The organism is Stenotrophomonas sp. C3(2023), from assembly GCF_032911385.1.
In the GTDB taxonomy this organism is placed as follows: Bacteria; Pseudomonadota; Gammaproteobacteria; order Xanthomonadales; family Xanthomonadaceae; genus Stenotrophomonas.
Genome location: NZ_JAWJLO010000001.1, coordinates 1993264 through 2016912, shown reverse-complemented (window position 1 = coordinate 2016912; position 23649 = coordinate 1993264). Strand labels below are relative to the sequence as shown.

Genomic DNA, 23649 nt, shown 5'->3' with positions numbered 1-23649 from the left:
CCCGGCTGAACCGAGTCAGGGTCGCATTATGCTTTTTATTGATTGAACGTTCAATCAATAAAGATCAGGATACCCGTGCGCGCCCCAGCGTTGGGTGGCCGGCTCCCGGATCCGGCCGGCCTCCCATGCCCCTGGATCTCCTCGAGACGCCCCTGATGTCCTCGACCTCTCCTCCCTCGCCCTCTTCGCCGTTGCGCCTGAACGGCTTTGTTTTCCTCAGTTCCGCTGTGTCCATCGGCGTGCTGGGCCTGCTGACCGTCCTCAATCCCCAGGCCAGCGAACACTGGCTGCAGGTCGCACAGGCGCAGGTCTCCGCTGCGTTTGGCTGGTGGTACATGGTGTTGATGGTGGCCTGCCTGTGCTTCGTGGCGTGGCTGGCCTTCTCGCGCCACGGGCGTATCCGCCTGGGCCACAACGAGGAATCACCGGCCTTTGGCTATGTGCCGTGGGTTTCGATGCTGTTCTCGGCCGGTATCGGCATCGCGCTGCTCTATTACGGTGCCTACGAGCCGCTCGATCACTTCCTGCTGCCGCCCGACCAGCCCGGCGGCACGGTGTCGGCCGCGCGCGAGGCGATGATGCTGACCTTCCTGCACTGGGGCCTGCATGGCTGGGCGCTGTATGCGCTGGTTGGGGTGGCGCTGGGTTACTTCGCCTACCGGCGAAACCTGCCCCTGGCCTTGCGCTCGGCGTTGTACCCCGTGTTCGGCGAACGCATTCACGGGACCATCGGCGACATGGTTGACGGTTTTGGCATCCTCGCCACGATGATCTCGATGGTGACCAACCTCGGCATCGGCGCGCTGGTGGTGCAGTCAGGGCTGGTTTATCTGTTCCACGTGCCCAACACCCCGCAGGTGCTGGTGGTGATCGTGTTGGTGATGATGGTGGTGGCTACCATCGGCGTGGTCGCCGGTGTGGAAAAGGGCATTGCCTGGTTGTCCAACCTCAACGTGCGCCTGCTGTGCCTGCTGCTGCTGTTCGTACTGGTCTGCGGTCCGACGCTGCATTTGCTGGACGGGCTGGTGCAGAACACCGGTGATTATCTGGCTTCCTTTGTCGGCAAGAGTTTCGACATCTACCTCAACCAGCCGGACGGGCGTGCATGGCTGGGCAGCTGGACGCTGTTCTACTGGGCATGGTGGATCGCCTGGGCCCCGTTCGTCGGTCTCTTCGTGGCGCGCATCTCGCGCGGGCGGACCATCCGTGAGGTCATTCTGGGCGTGCTGCTGATTCCCTTGGGCTTCACGCTTGCGTGGCTGTCGATCTTTGGCAACACCGCGATCGATCTGGTTCTCAACCACGGTCAGGCGGTGCTCGGCGAGGTGGCGCGCACGGACGCGGCGATGACGCTGTTCAAGCTGCTGGAGTATCTGCCGGGCGCGCCCTATGTAGCCGGTGCCGCCGTGGTGATCGGCTTTGTACTGTTCCTGACCCCGGTGGATTCGGGCACCTTGATGATCGCCAACCTGTGCACGCGCCGGGTCGATGGCGGTGTCGAGGACGGTCATGATGCGCCGGTCTGGCTGCGGGTGTTCTGGGCGGTGGTGATCACCGTGGTGAGCATCGGGCTGCTGCTGGCCGGCAATTTCAGCGCGATGCAGACGGCGGTGGTGCTGTGCGGGTTGCCGTTCTCCTTCACGCTGGCGTTCTACATGGTCGGCTTGGTGCGCGCGTTGCGGACCGATCCGGAGGCGCCGCCGCGGTAAGCGGTGTGGTGCAGGGCGGCAGCGGGGCAGCGGCCCGCTCTACGACAGGCGCAGGGCAGCTTCCAGCAGCGGGGCAGCCCAGCGCGGTGTCCGCTGCAGCTGGGCAAGGTCGTCGGCTACAGGCCAGCAGAGGCGGCCGGCCTCCATCTGCAGCACGAGTACAGGGTCCGGAACCGCATCTCCCGGGGCTGCGTCGGCACTGTTGTCATACACCTGCAGCTGGGCGAGCACTGGCATCAGGGCAACCAGATTCGCCTGGGCCGCAGGGTAGCGCCGGCGTATGTCGGCCTCGCTGATGGCATGGCCACCTGCTTCGACTCTGGCCTGCACGCGGGCCAGGTGCTGCTCCGGGCTGGCAAGCCCACAGAACCACACCAGCACGTCATGCGTGGCCGACGCCTCGTGCAGGGCCGCGCTGATCGAGCGCCCTCCGAGGGTGGTCTCGAATGCGTGGTTCCGGCCGTGGTGCAGGGCGTGGTGCAGCCGGCGCATCCCCTCCTGCCATGCCTGGCTGTTGGCCTCGCTCTGGGCCAGGCCTGGTTGCCTGACCAGCTGCCGCGCATAGGTGTCCGGGTTGAACCAGTCCAGCCCGGCCTGGCGCAGAAGTTGTCCGCCAATCGAACTCTTGCCGGCACCATTTACCCCGGCAAGCACGTACAGGAACGGGCGCGGCATCAGTAGCCGCTGCCGGCCTTAACCGCGCCATGGAGGCGGGCCGGCTGGCGCAGCAGGTCGCGTGCACGCAGGCCAGCATCTGCCTGCTGCAGTACCGCCAGACGCTGATCAAAGCTGTCGCGCAGTTCAGCCAGTTGCGGCGCCTGGGCGCGCAGGGCGTCCAGCGACTGCTCCAGGGCCTCCACCCTGGACTGCAATGCGCGGTACTGCTCGGCCGACACGATGACCGCCTGCGGCTCATTGTGGTTGGTGACCACCACCATCCGCTGCTCGCGGACCTCCTGCATGACCTTGCGCCAATGCTCCTTCACCGACGACGCCGTGGTGCGGGTGAGCTCGTTGATCGGGTCGAAGCGTACAGGTGCGTGCAACATGGCCGACTCCAGCCGGAAGATGGTCCCAGCCTACACCCGTTTCAGGATAAATATCTGAATTGGGAATTATTGATAATTCACCGACCAGGCACCCGTGTGTGCGCTTTCACCCGCGCCGCACCGGCTGACGGGCCCGCCCCCGCCGCTTGCGGGGGAGCGGGAGCAGGCCCAGAAGCGTCAGCGTGATGCCAGTTGGCGCAGCACGTACTGCAGCAGTCCGCCGTGGCGGAAGTATTCCACCTCTTTCGGCGTCAGCAGCATTACCGACACCTCGAATGTCGTCTGGCTGCCGTCTGCGCGGGTGGCCCTCACCGTGGCGCGCTTGCTGGCGCCGTCCTGCAATCCAGTGATGTCGAAGGTCTCCGAGCCATCCAGCCCCAGCGACCGGGCACTCTCCCCGTTGCGGAACTGCAGCGGCAGCACGCCCATGCCGACCAGGTTGGAGCGGTGGATGCGCTCGAAACTCTCGGCGATGACCGCCTTGACGCCGAGCAGCAAGGTACCCTTGGCGGCCCAGTCACGTGAGGAACCGGTGCCGTACTCCTTGCCGGCCAGTACCACCAGCGGTACGCCGTCGGCCTTGTATTTCATCGCCGCGTCGTAGATCGCCAGCTTCTCCGGCTCGCCGCCCGCAGGCGGGTAATACAGCGTGTTGCCGCCTTCCTCGCCGCCGAACATCAGGTTCTTGATGCGGATGTTGGCGAAGGTGCCGCGGACCATGACATCGTCGTTGCCGCGGCGGCTGCCGTAGCTGTTGAAGTCCGGCGGCTGCACGCCGCGTTCCTGCAGGAAACGACCGGCCGGCGAGTCCTTCTTGATGTTGCCCGCTGGTGAGATGTGGTCGGTGGTGATGGAGTCGCCGAACAGCCCCATCACGCGCGCACCTTGTACGTCCTCGATGCGGCCGGTCTGCATCGTCATGCCGTCGAAATAGGGCGGGTTCTTGATGTAGGTGGACGCATCGCTCCACGCGTAAAGTTCGCCGTCGGGTGAGGCAATGGTGTTCCAGCGCGAGTCGCCCTTGAAGACGTCGGCATAGTTCTGCTTGAACATTTCCGGCCCGATCGTCGCGGCGATGACGTCACCGATCTCCTTGTTGCTCGGCCAGATGTCGCGCAGGTAGACCGGCTGCCCGTCGCTGCCGGTACCCAGCGGCTCGGTGGTCAGGTCGATGTCGGTGGTGCCGGCAATGGCGTAGGCCACCACCAGCGGCGGGCTGGCCAGGTAGTTCATCTTCACTTCCGGGTGCACACGCCCTTCAAAGTTGCGGTTGCCCGACAGCACCGAGGTCACCGCCAGGTCGCCAGCGGTGATCCCGGCGCTGACCTCGGCCGGCAGCGGGCCGGAATTGCCGATGCAGGTGGTGCAGCCGTAGCCGACCACGTAGAAACCGATCTTCTCCAGTTCCTTGAGCACACCGGCCTTTTCCAGATAGTCGGTGACCACCCGCGAGCCTGGCCCGAGCGATGTTTTAACCCAGGGTTGGCGGTTCAGCCCCCTGGCTGCTGCGTTGCGTGCCAACAGTCCCGCGCCGATCATCACCGCAGGGTTGGAGGTGTTGGTGCAGGACGTAATGGCCGCGATGACCACGGCGCCGTCCTTCAGCCGCACCGTGTGCCCGTCGATCTCGATGTCGGCCTGGCCCTTGGCCAGCTGCTCGTTGCCCACCGCAGCGCCGCCGCCTTCGCCGACGAAGGTTGCCACATCTGTATCCTTGCGGTCCCGGCTGGCGGTCAGGCCGACCAGCGCCTCGCGGTAGTTGGCCTTGACGTCCTCCAGCAGCACACGGTCCTGCGGACGCTTGGGGCCGGCCAGCGAAGGCTTGACCGTGGCCATGTCCAGTTCGAGGGTGGCGCTGTACTGGGCCGGCGCGCTGCCCGGTTCGTGCCACAGACCCTGCGCCTTGGCATAGGCTTCCACCAGCGCGATCTGATCCTCGCTGCGGCCAGACAGGCGCAGGTAGTTCAGTGACTCGGCATCGATGGGGAAGATGCCACAGGTGGCGCCGTACTCGGGTGCCATGTTGCCGATGGTGGCGCGGTCGGCCAGCGGCAGGTGCTGCAGGCCGTCGCCGAAGAACTCGACAAACTTGCCGACCACACCGAGCTTGCGCAGCATCTGGGTGACGGTGAGCACCAGGTCGGTCGCTGTGGCGCCCTCGGGCAGACGACCGCTGAGCTTGAAGCCGACGACCTGCGGAATCAGCATCGACGACGGCTGGCCCAGCATCGCAGCCTCCGCCTCGATGCCGCCTACGCCCCAGCCCAGCACGCCGATACCGTTGATCATGGTCGTATGGCTGTCGGTGCCGAACACGGTATCCGGGTAGGCAAGCAGGCGGCCGTCGCGCTCGCCGGTCATCACCACCCGGGCCAGATTCTCCAGATTCACCTGGTGCACGATGCCGGTGTTCGGTGGCACTACCTTGAAGTTGTTGAAGGCTTTCTGCCCCCAGCGCAGGAAGCCGTACCGCTCCTGGTTCCGCTCGAACTCGATCCGCCCGTTGATATCCAGCGCATCGGGTTTGCCGAACACGTCGACCTGCACCGAGTGGTCGATGACCAGTTCGGAGGGGATCTGCGGATTGATCTGCTCAGGCCGACCGCCGAGTTTGACCACCGCGTCGCGCATGGCGGCCAGGTCCACCACGCAGGGCACGCCGGTGAAGTCCTGCAGCACCACGCGCGCCGGCATGAACGCGATCTCGGTCTCCGGCTCGGCGGCAGGCTGCCAGCGCGCCACTGCCTCGATGTGATCGGCGCCCACGGTCGCCCCGCCATCTTCGTGACGCAGCAGATTCTCCAGCAGAATCTTCATGGAGTACGGCAGGTGGGAAATGTCGAAGCGCTGGCCCAGCTTGGGCAGGCTGTAGTACTCGTAGCGCGTGCCGGCGACGTCCAGCTGGCTGCGGGTGGAGAACGAATCACTCATTGCCGATGACTCCTCTTGCGAATGGCTTGCTGCCGTTGACGGACGGCATGCGCGCTTGTGTCCATCCCCATCGCGGCCAGGCTGACACGTCCTGTCGGCAAGGGGCATCATCGACAAAGCTTACACGTTCATATGTAGCGCCGATGTCATGACCGCAACCCGTCAAGTGTTCGTCAGCGCACCGGTTCCGCGCGGGGACGCGCGCGCCTGGACGGCGAAGCTGCAGGTATCCGGGGCCCGTTCGCCGGCACTTGTGTCGGTGCCCGCAGCGGGCGGCGGGTCCGGGCCAGTGCGGTGAAGGTGAGCGCCGTGCGGCGGAAGGCGGAGCGGTCATCATCCCGTCGGTAGATCTCCAGGGTCACCTGCAGAGGGGGCGCGCGCTGCGCTTCATGGCGCCTGTGGCGAGGCTGCGCGGCGGCCTCGGCGGCGCGGGCGGCCTCGGCGGTGATGTAGTAGTCCTGCACTGACCCCGGCGCAGCGGTCTCGAGATTGCGGCAATGGGCAAAGTAGACCGTCGTGTACTTCTGCCCGGCCGGATTGGTCAGCCTGCCCTGGTCGATCAGGTCCAGCACCCGCTGCACCCCCGTGTCATGCGCCACCGCACGCGCGGAAGAATCGACACCGTGTTCCGGCCCGATTGCCAGCACATCGGTGGCGGCCACGCCCTCTGCCTGGGCCTGCTGGCGGTTCCAGTGCACGCTGTCGGCGATCTCCTGCTCGGGGTCGCCACCGAGGTGGTGCCGGTAGTTCTGCAGACCATCGGTCCGTCCCAGCGTGGCCTGCCGGCCCATCGGATTGAAGTGCGTGGCCATGTTGTCGTAGTACAGCTCCGGCTGGTCCTGCATGAAATTGATGTCGACCACGCTAACCGCGCCCCGCTGGACCTTCAGCGTGACGTAGGGGCGGGTGCCGGCGGGCGGGTTGAGCAGGGAATCGAGATTTGCGTTGAGGAACTCGCCATGCGGTGCTGCCATCTGGACAGTGACATCGGCGGGAATGCTCACCGGCACGGTGCCCGCCGCCAACTCGTTTTCTGCACTGAGATAGTAGCCATGGGCCACCACAGTAAGCCGGGTGCTCGTTGCCGGCTGCCCGTTGTGATGGGCGGCTGCGAACAGCACGTAGGGCGAGTCGGGCACCGGCGTGCGGGTGATGCCCTCGGGGAGCACCAGTGGCGGGCTGAGGACGCTCTGGTGACCGGCAGCGGCAGCCGACGCCGGCGCCGTATTGGCCGCCTGCCCACCGCCACGTCGGACGGCGTCCGCCTCCGCGCCGCCCGGCGCCGGCGCTGCATCTGTTTCCCGTATCGGCCCCTTGCGGCGTCCCCGCGCGTGCTTGAACCCGTGTCGGCGGCGTTTGAACAGAGGACAGTCGTGCAGCGGCTTGCCCGCCGCTTCTTCCGCCTGCGTCATGCCCCGGTAACCACGCGCCGCAGGGTCCCAACGCACTCGATGCAGCGTGTTCCCCTCCAGCGCGATGAACTGCTCCTCGCCCAGCATGTGTACCTGGGCATGCGGGCCGCGCGTGGCAGGCCTGGCCAGCACGCTGCGGGCCCGTGTCTGCGCGAGCTGCTGGTCCGCGTGCCGCAGCTTCGCTCCCCTGCCGGCGCCATGCGGCAGGCCAGGGGTCAGCAGCAACAGGTTCAGGACCGCGCTCTCCAACAGGTTCTCCACGTCCTTGCGGGCCTGGTCCGGGTTGTCAGCGTCGGCGCGGGTCTGCTCCCAGCCTGCCGCGAAGCTGCCTGCGAGCCCGCCGTAGTTGGCGACGCCGATGGCGCCGTCGAGCACGGTCAGGACCGTGCCATCCAGCGCAAGCATTTCCGGCAGCAGGGCCTGTCCAAACGGCAGCACGAAAGACGCCACCGTCGCAACGGTGGCGATCTCGCTCAGAAGCCTGGCGCGCTGCCCGGCATCGAGCTCATCCTGCGAGCGCAGCAGCGCGCGCCCGGCCTGCTGTTGGCGTGCCAGCCGCGCTTCGGACAAGGTGGCGATCGGGTCTGTGCTGTCCAGCAGCGTGAAGGTGCTCAGGTAGTGGCGGGTGCCGGAGCGCTCCAGTTCCTGTCGCGTGCAGCGGGGATCGCTGGGCAGCGGGATCGCGGCCGACGGATCGATGGACTTCTGCAGCAGGTCGGGGGCGAAGAAGCTGCCCAGCCAGTCGATGTCGTTGTCGTCGAGCACCAGCGCCCGGCTGCGCGCATCGTGGACAAACCGCAGCGTGCGGGCCGGCAGTGCCTTGCATACCGGTATGGCCAGGTACTCTCCGCTGTGTCTGCCCGGCAGCAGAATCAGCCCGTCGGCAACAACACCATGATCCTGCAGTTTGAGCAGGGTCATCATCTGCCGCCCTATACGGGCGCGCTGTGCCTGCCCTGCGTGGAAGCGGCGCTCCGGGGCCGGCACACCGGCCAGGGTGGTCGAGCGCCGCCGCAGGCGCAGGTCATCCAGCCGCGCTGACATAAACAGATCGAACTGCTGGGCCAGCGCCGCCATGTAGCCGGCATCGTGGCGAAGCGTGCTGAAGAGTGTGTCCCATTGCCTGCGCAGCGTCACGAACAGCGGCGGCGTCATGTTGTCCAGCGCGGCATGCAGCTGCTGGTGCCGAGGACCATGCACGGGCCAGTGGGTCTGGCAATCCTGGACCGCTGCCAGCTGCAGGTTGCGGCCGTCCGCCCGGTCGCGGCGCAGCAGGTCACCGATCGAGGCGCTGCTGCAGCGCTCGTCGGGTGTGTGGATGATGGCCTGCAGCATGGGCAGGGTGCAGCTGAAGGGCAGGGACCGCTGTTGCGTCTGCGGCCAGGGCTCGGCAGGTGTGCCGGGAAACCGGCGTCTCGCATCGAGGATGTCGATGACGATGGCGGTGCCGGTCAGGCTTGCGCTGCCCTGGATCAGGTCCTCCGGCACGGCGGGGAAATGCGTTTCGAGGTAGGCCTGCACGAAAGCCGCCGGATGTGCAGCATGCTGGAACATGCCACGGTTCAGCAGCTGGTTCGTTGCATGGATGCGCGCGCGGGCCTGCGCGAGCGTGCCAGTGGTGGCATTGAAGGGCGGGCCGGAGGACGCCTGCAGAGCGGCACGCACCTCCGGACTGGCATTGCGGATGTAGACCCCCATCCACGGGTTGCGATGACGTTGCACAGCCTTTTGCGAAGGTCGATCTTCCTGCGTGTCCAGCAGCGCCTGCAGTTCGGGGGCGGTCTGTACCGTCGGGTAAACCGGGCGTGGACCACGCCCAGGCAGGTCAGGACCCACATCCAGGTCAACAGGCGAAAGACATACCGTGGTTCCGTCACGCCGGGGTGCGCTGCGGTAGCGGCCCGGCGCGCACGGCGTCTCCCGGTGCGGCGGAGCAGCGCCGGATGCAGCTGCGCCACGCGGCCAGCTCACGGTCAGCGCGCGTGAGCCTTGCGCTGCACCGGAAGCTGCGGTGACCACCGGGTTTCGGGCGGTGGACTGCCACTGGTTGTGCCGCGCCCTGAGCTGATCGCGCGACATCCCGCGGCGCGCCTGCAGCTCGGACAGACGCTGCTGCTGCTGCTCGAACAGGGCGCGTGCTGCAGGATCCTGCGGGTACTGGAGCACCTCGATCCAGCTTTCGACCATGCCGGCCTGCATGCGTGCCTCCCGCATGCGGTAGAGGCCTGCGCCGGCCGACGTCTGGTTGCGCAGCGCAGACGCGTCCTCTTTCAGCTCCTGGAGGTGGGCGCGCAGGGCGCCTGCGCTGCGGACCTCGTGATGCGCTGCATGCAGCAGCGGGCTGGCCAGCTGTGCCAGCGCTTCGGCAGACATGACCCAACCCGCAGCACCCGGGCGGGCGGTCAGCAGGATCGCCGCTTCGACATCCACCTCGGCAGGCGGCAGCTCGCCTGCAGCACGCAGCGCTTCCTCCACCGGAACGGTGCCGAGGTCGTTGTCGGGTGCGCGGCCGAGATGGCTGATGACCCTGCTGATCGCAGAGGCGTCAAACAGCATCGACTGGCTGGTCTCGGCGGTGGTCACGCGCTGGCTGAAGCGCATCAGCTCGACGTGCGCCGGTGGCGTGATGTCACGGCGAAACCTGAGCGCGTGCTGCAGCGTCTGGATGATCCGCAGCTGCCGCAACCCGAGCAGGTGCTGCTGCAGGTGGTGCTGGCGAGCGGCGGCCGACGCTGGTCGACCGATCAGCGTCGTCAGCAGGTCGCTGCCGGCCTGCCACATGCTGAAATGCTGCGCCAGCAGCCTTCGGGTCTCGCGCTTGGCGCGCGCTACGACGATGCCCATGCGCTGGTTGGAGAGGGCGCTCGCAAGCGCGTCTTCGGTAATGAACTGCGTGAACTCGTATGGCGTCATCAAGGCCTGCTTGAGGGTGGGTGGGCAGGTCCGGCAGACCTGCATGGGAGGCAGCCAGCAGCCTGTCATGCGCCAGCACCCGGCCCACGGACCGCCGTCACGCTTCGCGCATCCGCTGCTGAAGGGGCTGGAGCGGCGACGGCACGCGTCGCGATATGCCGCGGTCCCCCGGAGATGACGCGCAGCGAAATGCCGAAAGCGTCAGTATCCGAGGTCCCGCTGCACGCCACCGCAGTGGCCTGTCCGTCCCGGTCAGCCGCCGAGCAGGGGGTTGCCCGTACTGGCCGGCGCGCCACCCTTCGATTTCTCCTTCAGCCTGCCGTCCTTGCCGAACTCGAAGACCGTCGATTCCTGCACGTTCCTGCCGAAGGCTTTGATTCGGGCGTAGTCGTAGTACCAGACCTGGGTGTCGCCGAGCTGTTCGCGACGGGTCGGGGCGCCGTACTTGCCACGGATCTGGTCCTGGGTGGTCTTGCCGATTTCAAGTTCGTCGAGCTGTGCCTGGGTAAACTCGATACCGGTGACGTGGTCGCCGAACGGATTGGCGTGGGCCGGCGCCGCCGCGAAAACCAGCGGGGCGGCCAGCAGCAGGGCAAGGGCATAGGTACGCATCGAAGCTCCTTTTTGTTGATTGGGGGAGCGGGGGTGTATCCGGATGTGTATTCCTCGGTACGGTCCGCCGCGCGCGGAGTCTATTGGGGCGCCCGCCTCGCGATCGGGCCAGGATCACAGTTACGCGAAGCAGCGCATTGCCACGGAAAAGTGCTGACCTCAGGTAACGACTAGACCGATAGCTGGCGGCGATCAGCGAAGTGCAGCAGCAGGGCGGTAGCCGGTTACCTTGTTCCGGCATGCCGTTCTGTCAGCGAGGAGAGCCCTGCTGGCGGTATGGCGTCGCAGGTATGTATAATTCGTACATACTCAGGAGGCCCCTCATGGAAGCCACGGTTGCTGAACGCGGACAGATCACCTTGCCCAAGGCGGTCCGGGATGCCCTCGGGCTGACCAAAGGCACCCAGCTCAAGGTTGAGCTCGAGGGCAGCCGCATCATCCTGCGCAAGAGTGTCGACGACGCGATTTCCCGTGCGCGGGGCAAGTTCGCCCTGGACGGCTTCGCTTCGGCCGACGACGCGGTGCGCGCCGTACGTGAGGAAGGCCAGGCGTGATGATCGCGGTGGATTCACCGGTGCTGATCGAGCTGCTCAGCAACGGCCCGCAGGCCGACGCGGTGGAGGCCTGCCTGCGGCAGAGCCTGGTCGGCGGGAAAGTGGTGGTCTGTAGCGCGACGCTCGCCGAGATCTGCGCCAGCCTGCGCGGTGGTGCCGAGGTGCTCGAGGCGCTGGAAGAGATGGGCGTGCATTTCAATCCGATGGAGGCCAAGTCGGCACTTCGTGCGGGTGAAATGCAGCGCCGTCACCGCCAACGCGGCACCGACCGCCGCAGCCTGGCCGAATTCATGGTGGGAGCCCATGCACTGCTGCAGTGCGACGGCCTGATCACCTGGAATGACACGTTTCATCGCGACTACTTCAAGGGCCTGAAGCTGATCGTGCCGCACGCCTGAGCCCATTCTCGTTTTTTTCCATCAAGCATTACCCGGGAGTTGTCATGTTGGAAGCCTACCGCCACCACGTCGCCGAGCGCGCTGCGCTTGGCATCCCGCCGCTGCCGCTGAGCGCGCAGCAGACGGCCGATGTCATCGAACTGCTGAAGAACCCGCCGTCCGGCGAAGCCGAGTTCCTGCTCGACCTGCTGACCCATCGCGTTCCGGCCGGCGTGGATGACGCTGCCAAGGTCAAGGCCTCCTACCTGGCCGCCATCGCCTTTGGCAGCGAGAAGAGCGCGCTGATCAGCCGCGAGCGCGCGACCGAACTGCTGGGCACGATGCTCGGCGGCTACAACGTTGCCCCGCTGGTCGAACTGCTCGACGATGCCGCCGTCGGCACCATCGCCGCCGCTGCGCTGAAGAACACCCTGCTGGTGTTCGATGCCTTCCATGACGTGCAGGAGAAGGCCAAGGCCGGCAACGCCAACGCGCAGGCCGTGCTGCAGAGCTGGGCCGATGCCGAGTGGTTCACCAGCAAGCCGGAAGTCCCGCAGAGCCTGACCATCACCGTGTTCAAGGTGCCGGGCGAGACCAACACCGATGACCTCTCCCCGGCGCCGGATGCCACCACCCGTCCGGACATTCCGATGCACGCGTTGGCGATGCTGAAGAACAAGCGTGACGATGCCGCCTTCACTCCGGAAGAGGATGGCAAGCGCGGTCCGATCCAGCAGATCCTCTCGCTGAAGGACAAGGGCCATCTGGTGGCCTACGTCGGCGATGTGGTCGGTACCGGCTCCTCGCGCAAGTCGGCCACCAACAGCGTGCTGTGGTGGACCGGTGATGACATTCCGTACATCCCGAACAAGCGCGCCGGTGGCGTTTGCCTGGGCGGCAAGATCGCCCCGATCTTCTACAACACCATGGAAGATGCCGGCGCGCTGCCGATCGAGCTGGACGTTTCGCAGATGGAGCACGGCGATGTTGTCGAGCTGCGCCCGTACGACGGCAAGGCACTGAAGAACGGCGAAGTGATTGCCGAGTTCGAGGTGAAGAGCGAGGTGCTGTTTGACGAGGTGCGTGCCGGTGGCCGCATCCCGCTGATCGTCGGCCGTGGCCTGACCGGCAAGGCACGCGAAGCGCTGGGCCTGGCGCCGACCGATCTGTTCCGCCTGCCGGTGCAGCCGGCCGACACCGGCAAGGGCTTCTCGCTGGCGCAGAAGATGGTCGGCCGCGCCTGCGGCCTGGCCGAAGGACAGGGCATGCGCCCGGGCACCTACTGCGAACCGAAGATGACCTCGGTGGGCTCGCAGGACACCACCGGTCCGATGACCCGTGACGAGCTGAAGGATCTGGCCTGCCTGGGCTTCTCGGCCGACCTGGTGATGCAGTCGTTCTGCCATACCGCCGCCTACCCGAAGCCGGTGGACGTCAAGACCCATCACACCCTGCCGGAGTTCATCTCCACCCGTGGCGGCATCTCGCTGCGTCCGGGCGATGGCGTCATCCACAGCTGGCTCAACCGCATGCTGCTGCCGGACACCGTCGGCACCGGCGGTGACTCGCATACCCGCTTCCCGGTGGGCATTTCGTTCCCGGCCGGTTCGGGCCTGGTCGCCTTCGCCGCCGCTACCGGCGTGATGCCGCTGGACATGCCCGAGTCGGTGCTGGTGCGCTTCAAGGGCCAGATGCAGCCGGGTGTGACCTTGCGTGACCTGGTCAACGCCATTCCGCTGTATGCGATCAAGTCGGGCCTGCTGACCGTGGCCAAGGCCGGCAAGAAGAACATCTTCTCCGGTCGCATCCTGGAAATCGAAGGTCTGCCGGAGCTGAAGGTCGAGCAGGCGTTCGAACTGTCCGATGCCTCGGCCGAGCGTTCGGCGGCCGGTTGCACGGTGCGCCTGGACAAGGAACCGATCATTGAATACCTCACCAGCAACATCACGCTGCTGCAGTGGATGATCGCCGAGGGCTATCAGGACCCGCGCTCGCTGCAGCGTCGCATCGACAAGATGAAGGAGTGGCTGGCCGATCCGCAGCTGCTCGAACCGGATGCAGATGCCGAGTACGCGGCCGTCATCGAGATCGACCTGGCCGACATCCACGAGCCGATCGTGGCCTGCCCGAACGATCCGGACGATGTGAAGACCTTGTCCGAGGTCGCCGGCGCCAAAATCGACGAGGTGTTCATTGGTTCGTGCATGACCAACATCGGTCACTTCCGCGCCGCCGCCAAGCTGCTGGAAGGCAAGCGTGACCTGCCGACCCGCCTGTGGGTGGCCCCGCCGACCAAGATGGATGCCTCCGAGCTGACCAAGGAAGGCGTGTACGGCACCTTCGGCGCCACCGGCGCGCGCATGGAAATGCCGGGCTGCTCGCTGTGCATGGGCAACCAGGCGCAGATCCGTGAAGGCTCCACGGCGATGTCGACCTCGACCCGCAACTTCCCCAACCGTCTGGGCCGCAACACCAACGTGTACCTGGGTTCGGCCGAGCTGGCCGCGATCTGCTCGCGTCTGGGCCGCATCCCGACCCGGGAAGAGTACATGGCCGACGTCGGCGTCATCGCCGCCAGCGGTGCCGAGATCTACCGTTACATGAACTTCGACCAGATCGAGGAGTATCAGGACGTGGCTAAAACAGTCGCCGCCTGACGGTAGCGCCGGTCGCTGGCCGGCCGTGCCGCTGCCACACAGACCCCTGGCGTGAGCCAGGGGTTTTTTGTGATGCGTTCGATTACGGAGCAGCGCAGGGCGAGTGCTGCCCCATCGGGTTTCGCAACCGCACGCGCTGCCACTAGACTGTGCGACCACGTTGAAGGAGAACACGGATGTCCCAGCGGCAGCACACTGCAGTGGGCAGCAGAACGCGACACGGACTCGGCGTAGCGGTCATGCTGGTCTTGGCGGTCGCGGGCGGCAACGCGACGGCGAAGGCCGCCGCAAGCGCCGACGCGCCAGCGACGTCGGCCGCCCAGGCCGGCGACGTCCATGCCTCAGTGCGGATCGCGTCGAAGAACGCCAATCCGCCGCGCTATCCGCCTGCGGCGTTCCGGGAGAACAGGGAAGGTGACGCCATCGTGTTGATCAAGGTCGATGCCAAGGGTCAGTGGACCGATGCCAGTGTGCTGCAAAGTACCGGTTGGCCTGATCTGGATCAGGCCGCGATGGAGGCGACGCGCCGATGGCAGTACACGGCGGCCAGCCAGGATGGCGTTGCGGTGCCGGGCGAGGTGCAGGTGCCCATGTCATTCAGGTTGAACTGACGTTCTGCCTGATGGCGTCGTCGCACCCGCAGGCGGCTGACACGTAGTGCCGGGCTCTGCCCGGCAGCGGGCGAACCTGGCATTTCAGCCGGGCAGAGCCAGGCTCTAAGCGACCGCATGTAGCGTGACGCGTCGCAATCGCGCCAGCGCTTCAACGACCGGATGCCGCGCAGCTGCAAACGTATCGCTCAGCCCCGGCTCAACGCCAGCAGGCGCTCGGCGATGCGCTCCAATGGCAGCTGCTCGTCGGCCGCGCCGAGCTTGACCGCTGCGCCGGGCATGCCCCAGACCACGCTGGTCGCCTCATCCTGCACCAGGGTTGGCGCACCGGCCTGGCGCATCTGCAGCAGGCCACGCGCACCGTCATCGCCCATGCCGGTGAGGATCGCGCCGATGGCATTGGCACCGGCACTCTGGGCGACGGACTGGAACAGCACATCCACCGCAGGCTTGTGCCGGTTCACCGCCGGGCCGTCATCGATGCGGCAGCGCCAGCGCGCGCCATCGCGGATGATGCGCAGGTGCTTGCCACCTGGAGGCAGGTAGGCATGACCGGCCAGCACCGCTTCGCCATCAGTGGCTTCGCGCACGGCCATCGCCGAGTGGCGATCCAGGCGCTCGGCGAAGGCGGTGCTGAAGCTGGCCGGCAGGTGCTGGGTCATTACCACCGCAGGCGAGTCGGCCGGCATGCCTTCCAGCACCACGCGCAGCGCTTCGGTGCCGCCCGCTGACGAGCCGATCGCGATCAGCCGGTCGGTCGTACGGAACTGCAGCGATGCCGCGCGGCCGATCGCGGGGGCATCCAGAATCACCTTGCCGGCCGGCATGCGCGGCAGACTGCGCACGCGCGAGCGGGCGGCCATCTTGACCTTGGCGATGATCTCGTCGGCATAGCCCTGAAGCCCACGCGACACGTCCGCCTTGGGTTTGGAGACAAAATCGACCGCTCCCAGCGCCAACGCCTGCAGCGTGGTGTCGGCGCCGCGCTCGGTCAGCGAGGAAATCATCACTACCGGCAGCGGGTGCAGCCGCATCAGGTTTTCCAGGAAGGCCAGCCCGTCCATCCGTGGCATTTCCACGTCGAGCGTGATGACATCCGGCGCAAGCCGCTTGATCTTCTCGCGGGCCAGAAGGGGGTCGGCCGCGGTGCCGACCACTTCGATGCCCGGGTCGCTGGCAAGGATCTCGCTCAGCATCTGGCGGACGACCGCCGAGTCGTCCACGATCAGAACGCGGCAGGGTGCGGTGGGGCTCATTCGAACAACTCCACGGCCCCGGCAACCGGCGCCTTGGACAGACGCGCACGCACGGCCGACTCGGCCGCGGCGACTTCGGCCTCGTGTGCGTGCGGCAGCCGTTGCACTACCACGCGGCCGGTATCGGCAAAGAACCACACCTTGCGCGGATGGATGCCACAGAGATCTTCGGCGATGATGGGGATGTGCTCGGCGTGCAGGTAATGGCGCACGAACTCGGCGTTGCGTGTGCCCACCGGGTTGGAGGTGAAGCCCTTGAGCACGTTGGCGCCGCCGAACACCTTGGCCTCCAGGCGCTTGCGGTGCGCACCGCGCTTGAGCATGTCATTGATCAGCAGTTCCATGGCGTAGCTGCCGTAGCGCGCCGGCGCACCGTCGCCGACATTGCCTTCCGGCAGCAGGAAGTGGTTCATGCCGCCGATCTTCAACACCGGGTCACGGATGCACGCTGCCACGCATGAGCCCAGTGTAGTGGTCAGCGCGGTAGCGTCATCAACCACCAGGTACTGGGTCGGCAGCAGCTTGGCCGCCGTCACCCCGAAGCGCGAGTCGTTGTAGCGCATCACTTGATCATTGGCCAAGGGCAGGCTCATCGTGCGGCCCCGGTGGCACGACGGTACAGCGTCCGCCCGCACGGTTGGATCAGGTCAGCCGCGTGCAGGTAGTTCTCCGAGTGCCCGGTGTAGAGCAGACCGTCATCGGCCAGGTGCTGCACCAGACGGCCAAGGATGTCACGCTGGGTGGGCTTGTCGAAGTAGATCATCACATTGCGGCAGAACAGCGCGGTGAACGGCCCGCCGACGTCGTAACGCGGCGCCAGCAGATTGAGCGGCCGGTAGTCGATGAGCTCGCGCAGGGCAGGCAGCACCCGGCATTGTCCCTCGTTGGGGCCGCTGCCGCGCTGGAAGTAGCGCCGCTTCAGGTCGATGTCCAGGCCGGACACGCGGTCGATGGTGTAGACGCCGCGCGCGGCGGTAGCCAGTACCTGGGTGTCCACGTCGGTAGCGACGATGCGCACCGGCGGTTTGAGCGTGCCGAACGCCTCGCAGGCGGTGATCGCCATCGAGTAGGGCTCCTCACCGGTGGAGGCCGCGCATGACCACAGCAGCAGCGGCTGCGCGCTGGTGGCGGTATGGGCGCGCCGCTGAAGCTCTTCGCGCAGACGGTCGAAGTGGTGGGGCTCGCGGAAAAACGCGGTGAGGTTTGTGGTCAGGGCATTGGTGAAGGCCTGCCATTCTTCGCCGCCATCGCGTTCGAGCTGGTCCAGGTACTGCTGGAAACTGCGCATGCCCAGCACGCGCAGGCGGCGGGAAAGCCGGCCGTAGACCATGTCCCGCTTGGCCGGTGCCAGCGCGATGCCGACCCGCTGATGGATCAGCTCGCAGACGCGGCGGAAGTCGCGGTCATCGAACTCGAACTCGCGGCCTTCGCTGCGGGCGATGTTGGAAGAGGGAGTGCTCACTAGCGTGGGTCCGGTGGGGGCGCGGCGTTGCCGCCGCGCCGGTCAGCTCAGGGAAGCTCAGAACTCCTGCCACTGGCCATCGTCGTTGGTCGGCAACGGACGGGCAGGGCGCGGGGTGGCGGCAGCAACGGCACGCGCGGGCTTGGCTGCCGGGCGCGGCGGGGCCACCGGCGGGGTCGCCGGACGCAGCGGTGCGGTGACTGCACTGACGGCGGCCCGCACCTGGTTGTCCAGGCGGAAGATCGCCACCGCATCGGCGAGCTGGGCAGCCTGGTCCTCCATGGCGCGTGCCGCAGCGGTGGCTTCTTCCACCAGCGCGGCGTTCTGCTGGGTGGTCTCGTCCATCTGCACCACGGTCTGGTTGACCTGCTCGATGCCGGCGCTCTGCTCCTGCGAGGCTGCCGAGATCTCGGCCATGATGTCGGTCACGCGCTGGACCGAGGCGACGATTTCGCCCATGGTCGTGCCCGCCTTGTGCACCAGTGCGGAGCCGTCGGCAACCTTGCCGACCGAGTCATCGATCAGACCCTTGATCTCCTTGGCGGCTGCTGCCGAGCGCTGTGCCAGCGTGCGCACTTCACTGGCCACCACGGCAAAGCCACGGCCCTGTTCGCCGGCGCGTGCTGCCTCCACGGCGGCGTTGAGTGCCAGGATGTTGGTCTGGAAGGCGATGCCATCGATCACCGAGATGATCTCGGCAATCTTCTTCGAAGACGCTTCGATGGCCGTCATGGTGCCGACCACCTGGCCCACGACGTCGCCGCCCTGGCTTGCCACGCCATGGGCGCCGATGGCCAGCTGGTTGGCCTGGCGGGCGTGCTCGGCGTTCTGGCGCACGGTGGAGGTCAGCTCCTCCATCGAGGCTGCGGTTTCCTCCAGGTTGGCGGCCTGCTGCTCGGTGCGGCGTGACAGATCGCTGTTGCCACTGGCGATTTCGCCCGAGGCCAGCGTGATGCTGCTGGTCGAAGCCTGGATCTGACCGACGATCTGGGTCAGCTGGGCGACCGTGGCGTTGGCATCGTCACGCATGCGGGCGAACACGCCCTGGTAATCGCCGTGCATGCGTACGGTGAGGTCACCCTCGGCGATGGCCGACAGCAGCTGGGAGAGCTTGCCGAGATTCTCGTCGCTGACCGCCATCATTGCGTTGAGGTTCTCCACCATCACGCGGAAGTCGTGCTGGAAGCTGGCCGCATCGCCACGCTGGCTGAAATCACCGGCAGCCGCCGAGGTGGCCAGCCGCTTGATCTCGGCATTGATGCGGCCCAGGTTCGCCTTGACCGCATCGACCGTCGTGGTCATGGCTGCCTTCTCGCCCGGGTAGCGGGCGATGTCGGCGCGCAGGTCGCCCACCGCATAGGCCTGCACCACGTCCAGCACGTCGTGCAGCGTCTGTACGTGGTTGCCGACCAGCGTGTTGGTTTCCTCGACCATCTGTCCGTATTCGCCGGGCACCGTGCTGGCATCGATGCGGTAGCTGAGTTCGCCGGCTTCATGGCGGCGGGCCATCTCGCGCTGGCCACTGATCACCGCGTGCAGCTGCTGCTGCATCTGGCCCATGCTGTCCAGCAGGCGGCCCGGCTCGTCGCGCGGCTGCGAGCCGATGGCGTTGTCCAGCTTGCCGGCCGCGATGCCCTGGGCAACTGCGGTCGCCTTGCGCAGCGGCTCGCTGATGCGGGTGCCGATGACCCAGCTCAGGCCGATCACCAGCAGCACCAGTACGCCGCCGGCCAGGGCCATTACACCGGTGAAGGTCATGGCCTGGGCCTGCACATCGTCCATGTACACGCCGCTGAAGACGACCCAGTTCCACGGCTTGAACAGCGTTGCATAGCTGACCTTTTCGATCGGTTCGCCTTCAGCACCGCTGCTGCCGTACTTGGGCGCCTTGTAGTTGGTATAGCCACCGCCGAGGCGGGCCATGCCCACCTGGTAGTAATACAGGCGCACGCCGTCGACCGACTCGTAGTCCTTCATGCTCTTGCCCACGCGGTCAGCGCGGAACGGGTGCAGGAGCAGCACGTAGTTGGTGTCCAGCACGTTGTAGTAGTAGTTCTGGCCCTGCGCGCGCATTGCCGACAGCGTCTGCAGCGCCGCCGCCTTGGCCGCGTCCTCGCTCAGCTCGCCTTTCTCTGCCAGCCCGTGGTAATGGGCCAGTACACCCTCGGCAAGCTCGACCTGGATTTTCAGGGAGTCCTTGCGGGTTTCGGTGAGGTCCAGGTACTGCATGCGCGCAGCCACCATCGAAAGGACGATCACGCCCAGGGCGATCAGCACCGTGAGCAGACCGAGTTTGCGCCGCACCGGCAGGTTGTCGAAGGCGCGTTGCCAGGAGTACGTGAGCGTCATGTATTCAACACCGGAACTGAGGGCCCTTGATCAATGGGCGGGAATTGTGGATATGGCAGACCTGTTATCGGCCGGTGATGGGCACAGTTGAGGCCTGCGCAGGGCCGGCATGCAGCGGCAGCAGCGACCGGAAGCATCGCTCAGCCAGGGCGCCTGCGCTGCGGGCATGTCCGATGGAAAATCGGAGACGCAGAAACGACCACCCCGGCGCGGGGCCGGGGTGGTGTCGACAGCAATGACGCGCGGCTCAGAACTCCTGCCAGTCGCCCTCAGCCAGCTCGGCCGCCACGCTGCGCGGTGCCGGGCGTCGTGCAGGAGCAGTGGCAGGTGCAGCGGCGGCCGCAACTGCCGGGCGCGGGCGCGAGGCGGCCGCTGCCAGCGAATCGGGCTGGCGTTCCCCTTCTGCTTCGTCCAGCGTGAACACCGACACCGCTTCGCTCAGCTGGCCGGCCTGTTCCTCCATCGCGCGCGCGGCGGCAGTGGCTTCCTCCACCAGCGCAGCGTTCTGCTGGGTGGTCTCATCCATCTGCACCACGGTCTGGTTGACCTGCTCGATGCCGGTGCTCTGTTCCTGCGAGGCGGCCGAGATCTCGGCCATGATGTCGGTCACACGCTGCACCGAGGCGACAATCTCGCCCATGGTGGCGCCAGCCTTGTGTACCAACGCCGAGCCGTCGGCGACCTTGCCCACCGAGTCGTCGATAAGGCCCTTGATCTCCTTTGCTGCAGCTGCCGAACGCTGCGCCAGCGTCCGCACTTCGCTGGCCACCACCGCAAAGCCACGACCCTGTTCTCCGGCACGTGCCGCCTCGACCGCTGCGTTGAGCGCCAGGATGTTGGTCTGGAATGCGATGCCGTCGATGACCGAGATGATCTCGGCGATCTTCTTCGAGGACGCTTCGATGGCGGACATGGTGGTGACTACCTGGCCGACCACTTCGCCGCCCTGGCTGGCAACGCCGTGCGCACCGATGGCGAGCTGGTTGGCCTGACGGGCATGCTCGGCGTTCTGGCGCACGGTGGAGGTCAGCTCCTCCATCGATGCGGCCGTTTCCTCCAGATTGGCAGCCTGCTGCTCGGTGCGCCGCGACAGGTCGCTGTTGCCGCTGGCGATCTCGCCCGCGGCGGTGCTGATGGCGCGGCTGGAGTGCTTGATCCGGGTGACGATGCCGCTCAGCTGGTCAGCAGTGGCGTTGGCGTCGTCACGCATACGGGCGAACACGCCCTCGTAGTCGCCGTGCATGCGAACGGTGAGGTCGCCGCGCGACAACGCAGTGAGCAGGTTGGAGATCTGCGAGATGCTGCTGGCGTTGGCGTCGAGCAGTCCATTGATCTGCTGAGCGAGCTGCAGGAAGAAGCCATCCTTGCCGTCATCGTCGATGCGGCCGGACAGATCGCCCGACGCCGCCTGGGCGATCACACGTGCGACTTCCGCTTCCACCGCTGCTTCCTGGGTGCGGTCGCGCCATTCCACCACGTAACCGACCGGCTCCCCGTCTTCGCCGCGGATGGTCGACACGACCTGGGCAAACTGGGCATCGCCGTACTGCATGGGGCGGCGGGCCACATCGTGCTGCTTGAGCGTGGCCATCAACTCGCTGTCCATCCGGCCGCCATGTTCGAGCACGGTAACCGGATGACCCACCAGCGAAGCCTGTGCGTCGAACTCCGGCAGGTCACGGCGCAGTTCGTCCTGGTACTGCTGCAGCGACTGCTGCAGGGCACGGTTGCTGTAGACGATGGTGCTGCTGGCGTCGGTGAGGTAGACGCCGGTGGAGCTGTAGTCCAGCGCGGTGCGGATGCGCAGGTTCTCACCGGCGATGCGCTGGTCACGCTCGATACGCTCGCGCAGGTCGCGCTGCATGCGCTGCATGGCCTGCAGCAGCTCACCCACTTCGTCCTGGCGCGACACGTCGATATGGCCGTCGAGCTTGCCGCTGGCCACATCGCTGGCCACCGCGACCGCGCCACGGACACTGCCGACCAGGGCGCGGGCAAACAGCCAGACCAGCACCAGGCCCAGCGCCGCACCGCCGAGCAGTGCCAGCACCATCAGGGTTGCCGAAGCGCTGTACGTGCTGGAGGCCTGTTCGGCTGCCGCGCGCGCCAGCCGGTTGTCTTCGGCAATCAGCGCTTCCAGCGCCGTGGAGGCCGCCAGGTGTTTGGTGCGCGTTTCACCGACGAAGGTGTCGACGGCGTCGTCGGGCAGTTCCAGTTCGATCAATTCGTGCACGCTGGCATAGGAGGCCAGCGCGGACTTCCAGTTGGCGGCATAGGTGTCAAACAGCTGCTTCTGCTGCGGGTTGTCAATCAGCTTCGGGTAGGCGGCGAGCGCCTCGTCGAGCTTCACCTGCAGGTTCTCGACACGTTGCCGGGCTTCGGCTTTGACCTCGGCGCTGGCACGCACCAGCTGCTGGTATTCGGAATTGCGGAACTCGCCCATCATGCCGCGGATTTCACCCGCCAGGCGGATGCTCTGCATGCGCCGCTCGGCCAGCTCGCTGGTTACGCTGTTCAGCGAATGCAGGCCGCGATAGGCAACGATGCCCTGCAGCAGCATTACCACGAGGATGACGCCGAAGGTCAGCAGCAGCTTCGGCATCAGTTTCAGGTTGTTGATCCAGGGCATGGGCGTAACATTCTCCAGTGACAGACGCGTCCGGACCGAAGCGTGGCCCGGGTGCAGCATCCGCCACGCCGGCAGGCCGGCGCGGCGGGGCGGTCAAGGCTTACTTGATGTCAGCCAGTTTCAGGTTGGCCGGCGAGCTCACTTCAATCTCGGCGCGCGAGGCGTCGCGCTCGATCTTGCCGATCACGCAGACAGTCTTGCCTTCCAGCGATTCCAGCGGGAAGGAAAACTTGCTGCGGTTGGCGCCGGTGATGCGGGCCGAGAAGGTGTGGCGGGGGAACGCGCCACCCATGTGCAGGAAGGTCGGCTGGCCTTCGGAGCCTTCTGCGTAGCGAGCCTTCTCAACCTTGCCGCAGACCATGCCGTCCTTGCCAACCTGGCGGGCCGCCATTTCCGGCGGAATCATGGCCGACTGGGCAGCGGCGGTCAGGGCGGTGGTGGCCAGCAGCGCGGCCGAAGCAAAGGCAAGCAGGGACTTCATCAACACATCTCCGGTAAAAAGAAGGGGCAGGCCGCAGGCCGGGGCATAGGCCCTTGCGCGGCGCTTCAACCACGTATCGGCAGTCGGGCGACAAACTGAAGGGTCGATTGCGCGCTGTTTTCAGGCGGCAACGTCTTCGGGCAGCACGGCCTGGCCCATGTCGGCGCTGTCCAGCAGCGTTTCGATGTCCAGCAGGATCAGCATCCGGTCATCCTGCGTACCGATGCCCGAGATGAAGCGGGTATCGACAGCGGCACCGAATTCCGGGGTCGGCCGGATCTGCTCGGCCGTCAGCGGAATCACATCGGAGACGCTGTCGACCACGATGCCGACGACGCGGTCTTCGACGTTAAGCACGATCATCACGGTGAAGGCGTCGTAGCGCGCATTGTCCAGCCGCAGCTTCAGACGCAGGTCGATGACCGGCACGATGGTGCCACGCAGGTTGATCACGCCCTTGATGTAGTCCGGCGCGTCCGGTACGCGGGTGACCGCGTCGTAGCCGCGGATTTCCTGCACCTTGAGGATGTCCACGCCATAATGCTCGGCGCCGAGGGTGAAGCTGAGGTATTCGCCGCCGGAGGAGGCTGCGTCCTGGGTCTTGTCGTTCATCGGGGGGTCCTGGTTCGGCGGTTTTGCCAGCGTCA

Annotated in this window: 17 protein-coding genes; 5 read left to right on the top strand and 12 right to left on the bottom strand. The window is 66.5% G+C overall.

From position 1 onward, the window contains the following. Positions 1 to 155 precede the first annotated feature (155 nt). Positions 156 to 1709 carry a BCCT family transporter gene (locus RZA67_RS08860; RefSeq protein WP_317213969.1) on the top strand — a complete coding sequence of 518 codons (1554 nt, stop codon included), beginning with the start codon at positions 156 to 158 and terminating at the stop codon, positions 1707 to 1709. A 39-nt stretch (positions 1710 to 1748) separates the two neighbouring features. Here the strand turns inward: RZA67_RS08860 and RZA67_RS08855 are convergent, their stop codons facing one another. The 5 genes from RZA67_RS08855 to bamE form a co-directional block, all read right to left on the bottom strand. Beyond that, entirely contained in the window at positions 1749 to 2384 is a 636-nt protein-coding gene (locus RZA67_RS08855) for an AAA family ATPase (protein WP_317212362.1), read from the bottom strand. Beyond that, positions 2384 to 2758: a type II toxin-antitoxin system Phd/YefM family antitoxin gene (locus RZA67_RS08850; RefSeq protein WP_317212360.1), complete on the bottom strand. Its 375-nt coding sequence runs from the start codon at positions 2756 to 2758 to the stop codon at positions 2384 to 2386. Before RZA67_RS08850 ends, RZA67_RS08855 begins: the two co-directional genes overlap by 1 nt. Before the next feature lie 177 nt (positions 2759 to 2935). Further along, positions 2936 to 5689 (bottom strand): aconitate hydratase AcnA, encoded by a 2754-nt coding sequence (gene acnA, locus RZA67_RS08845; protein WP_317212359.1) that lies wholly within the window; start codon positions 5687 to 5689, stop codon positions 2936 to 2938. A 173-nt stretch (positions 5690 to 5862) separates the two neighbouring features. After that, a complete protein-coding gene (locus tag RZA67_RS08840) occupies positions 5863 to 10014 on the bottom strand; it encodes a putative adhesin (protein WP_317212358.1) in 4152 nt (1383 codons plus the stop codon). A 252-nt stretch (positions 10015 to 10266) separates the two neighbouring features. Next, positions 10267 to 10626, bottom strand: coding sequence for an outer membrane protein assembly factor BamE (bamE, locus tag RZA67_RS08835; RefSeq protein WP_317212357.1), 360 nt, complete (start codon positions 10624 to 10626; stop codon positions 10267 to 10269). Between the two features lie 323 nt (positions 10627 to 10949). On the opposite strand from bamE, the gene RZA67_RS08830 reads away from it, so the two are divergent. From RZA67_RS08830 to RZA67_RS08815, 4 genes are all read left to right on the top strand, one after another. Next, the gene (locus RZA67_RS08830; RefSeq protein WP_317212356.1) at positions 10950 to 11180 is read left to right on the top strand and encodes an AbrB/MazE/SpoVT family DNA-binding domain-containing protein; all 231 of its coding nucleotides are present in this window, start codon (positions 10950 to 10952) and stop codon (positions 11178 to 11180) included. Beyond that, the gene (locus RZA67_RS08825) at positions 11180 to 11578 is read left to right on the top strand and encodes a type II toxin-antitoxin system VapC family toxin (RefSeq protein WP_317212355.1); all 399 of its coding nucleotides are present in this window, start codon (positions 11180 to 11182) and stop codon (positions 11576 to 11578) included. Before RZA67_RS08830 ends, RZA67_RS08825 begins: the two co-directional genes overlap by 1 nt. A gap of 44 nt (positions 11579 to 11622) precedes the next feature. Then, a complete protein-coding gene (gene acnB / locus RZA67_RS08820) occupies positions 11623 to 14214 on the top strand; it encodes a bifunctional aconitate hydratase 2/2-methylisocitrate dehydratase (protein WP_317212354.1) in 2592 nt (863 codons plus the stop codon). 176 nt (positions 14215 to 14390) lie between these two features. Next, on the top strand, positions 14391 to 14825 hold the full coding sequence (locus RZA67_RS08815; RefSeq protein WP_317212353.1) for an energy transducer TonB: 435 nt from the start codon (positions 14391 to 14393) through the stop codon (positions 14823 to 14825). Positions 14826 to 15013: 188 nt separating this feature from the next. Here RZA67_RS08815 and RZA67_RS08810 read toward each other — a convergent pair whose 3' ends face one another. The 7 genes from RZA67_RS08810 to RZA67_RS08780 all read right to left on the bottom strand — a co-directional run bounded on the left by RZA67_RS08810 (position 15014) and on the right by RZA67_RS08780 (position 23614). Further along, positions 15014 to 16081, bottom strand: coding sequence for a chemotaxis response regulator protein-glutamate methylesterase (locus RZA67_RS08810; protein ID WP_317212352.1), 1068 nt, complete (start codon positions 16079 to 16081; stop codon positions 15014 to 15016). Beyond that, positions 16078 to 16674: a chemoreceptor glutamine deamidase CheD gene (cheD, locus tag RZA67_RS08805; protein ID WP_317212350.1), complete on the bottom strand. Its 597-nt coding sequence runs from the start codon at positions 16672 to 16674 to the stop codon at positions 16078 to 16080. The genes RZA67_RS08810 and cheD overlap by 4 nt, the downstream gene beginning before the upstream one ends. Next, positions 16671 to 17543 carry a CheR family methyltransferase gene (locus RZA67_RS08800; protein WP_317212349.1) on the bottom strand — a complete coding sequence of 291 codons (873 nt, stop codon included), beginning with the start codon at positions 17541 to 17543 and terminating at the stop codon, positions 16671 to 16673. The genes cheD and RZA67_RS08800 overlap by 4 nt, the downstream gene beginning before the upstream one ends. Positions 17544 to 17600: 57 nt before the next feature. Further along, positions 17601 to 19892: a methyl-accepting chemotaxis protein gene (locus RZA67_RS08795; RefSeq protein WP_317212348.1), complete on the bottom strand. Its 2292-nt coding sequence runs from the start codon at positions 19890 to 19892 to the stop codon at positions 17601 to 17603. A gap of 247 nt (positions 19893 to 20139) precedes the next feature. Beyond that, positions 20140 to 22521, bottom strand: coding sequence for a methyl-accepting chemotaxis protein (locus tag RZA67_RS08790; RefSeq protein ID WP_317212347.1), 2382 nt, complete (start codon positions 22519 to 22521; stop codon positions 20140 to 20142). Positions 22522 to 22621: 100 nt separating this feature from the next. Further along, entirely contained in the window at positions 22622 to 23002 is a 381-nt protein-coding gene (locus tag RZA67_RS08785; protein ID WP_317212346.1) for a hypothetical protein, read from the bottom strand. Between the two features lie 120 nt (positions 23003 to 23122). Further along, positions 23123 to 23614, bottom strand: a complete 492-nt coding sequence (locus RZA67_RS08780; protein ID WP_317212345.1) for a chemotaxis protein CheW — start codon at positions 23612 to 23614, stop codon at positions 23123 to 23125. Positions 23615 to 23649 lie beyond the last annotated feature (35 nt).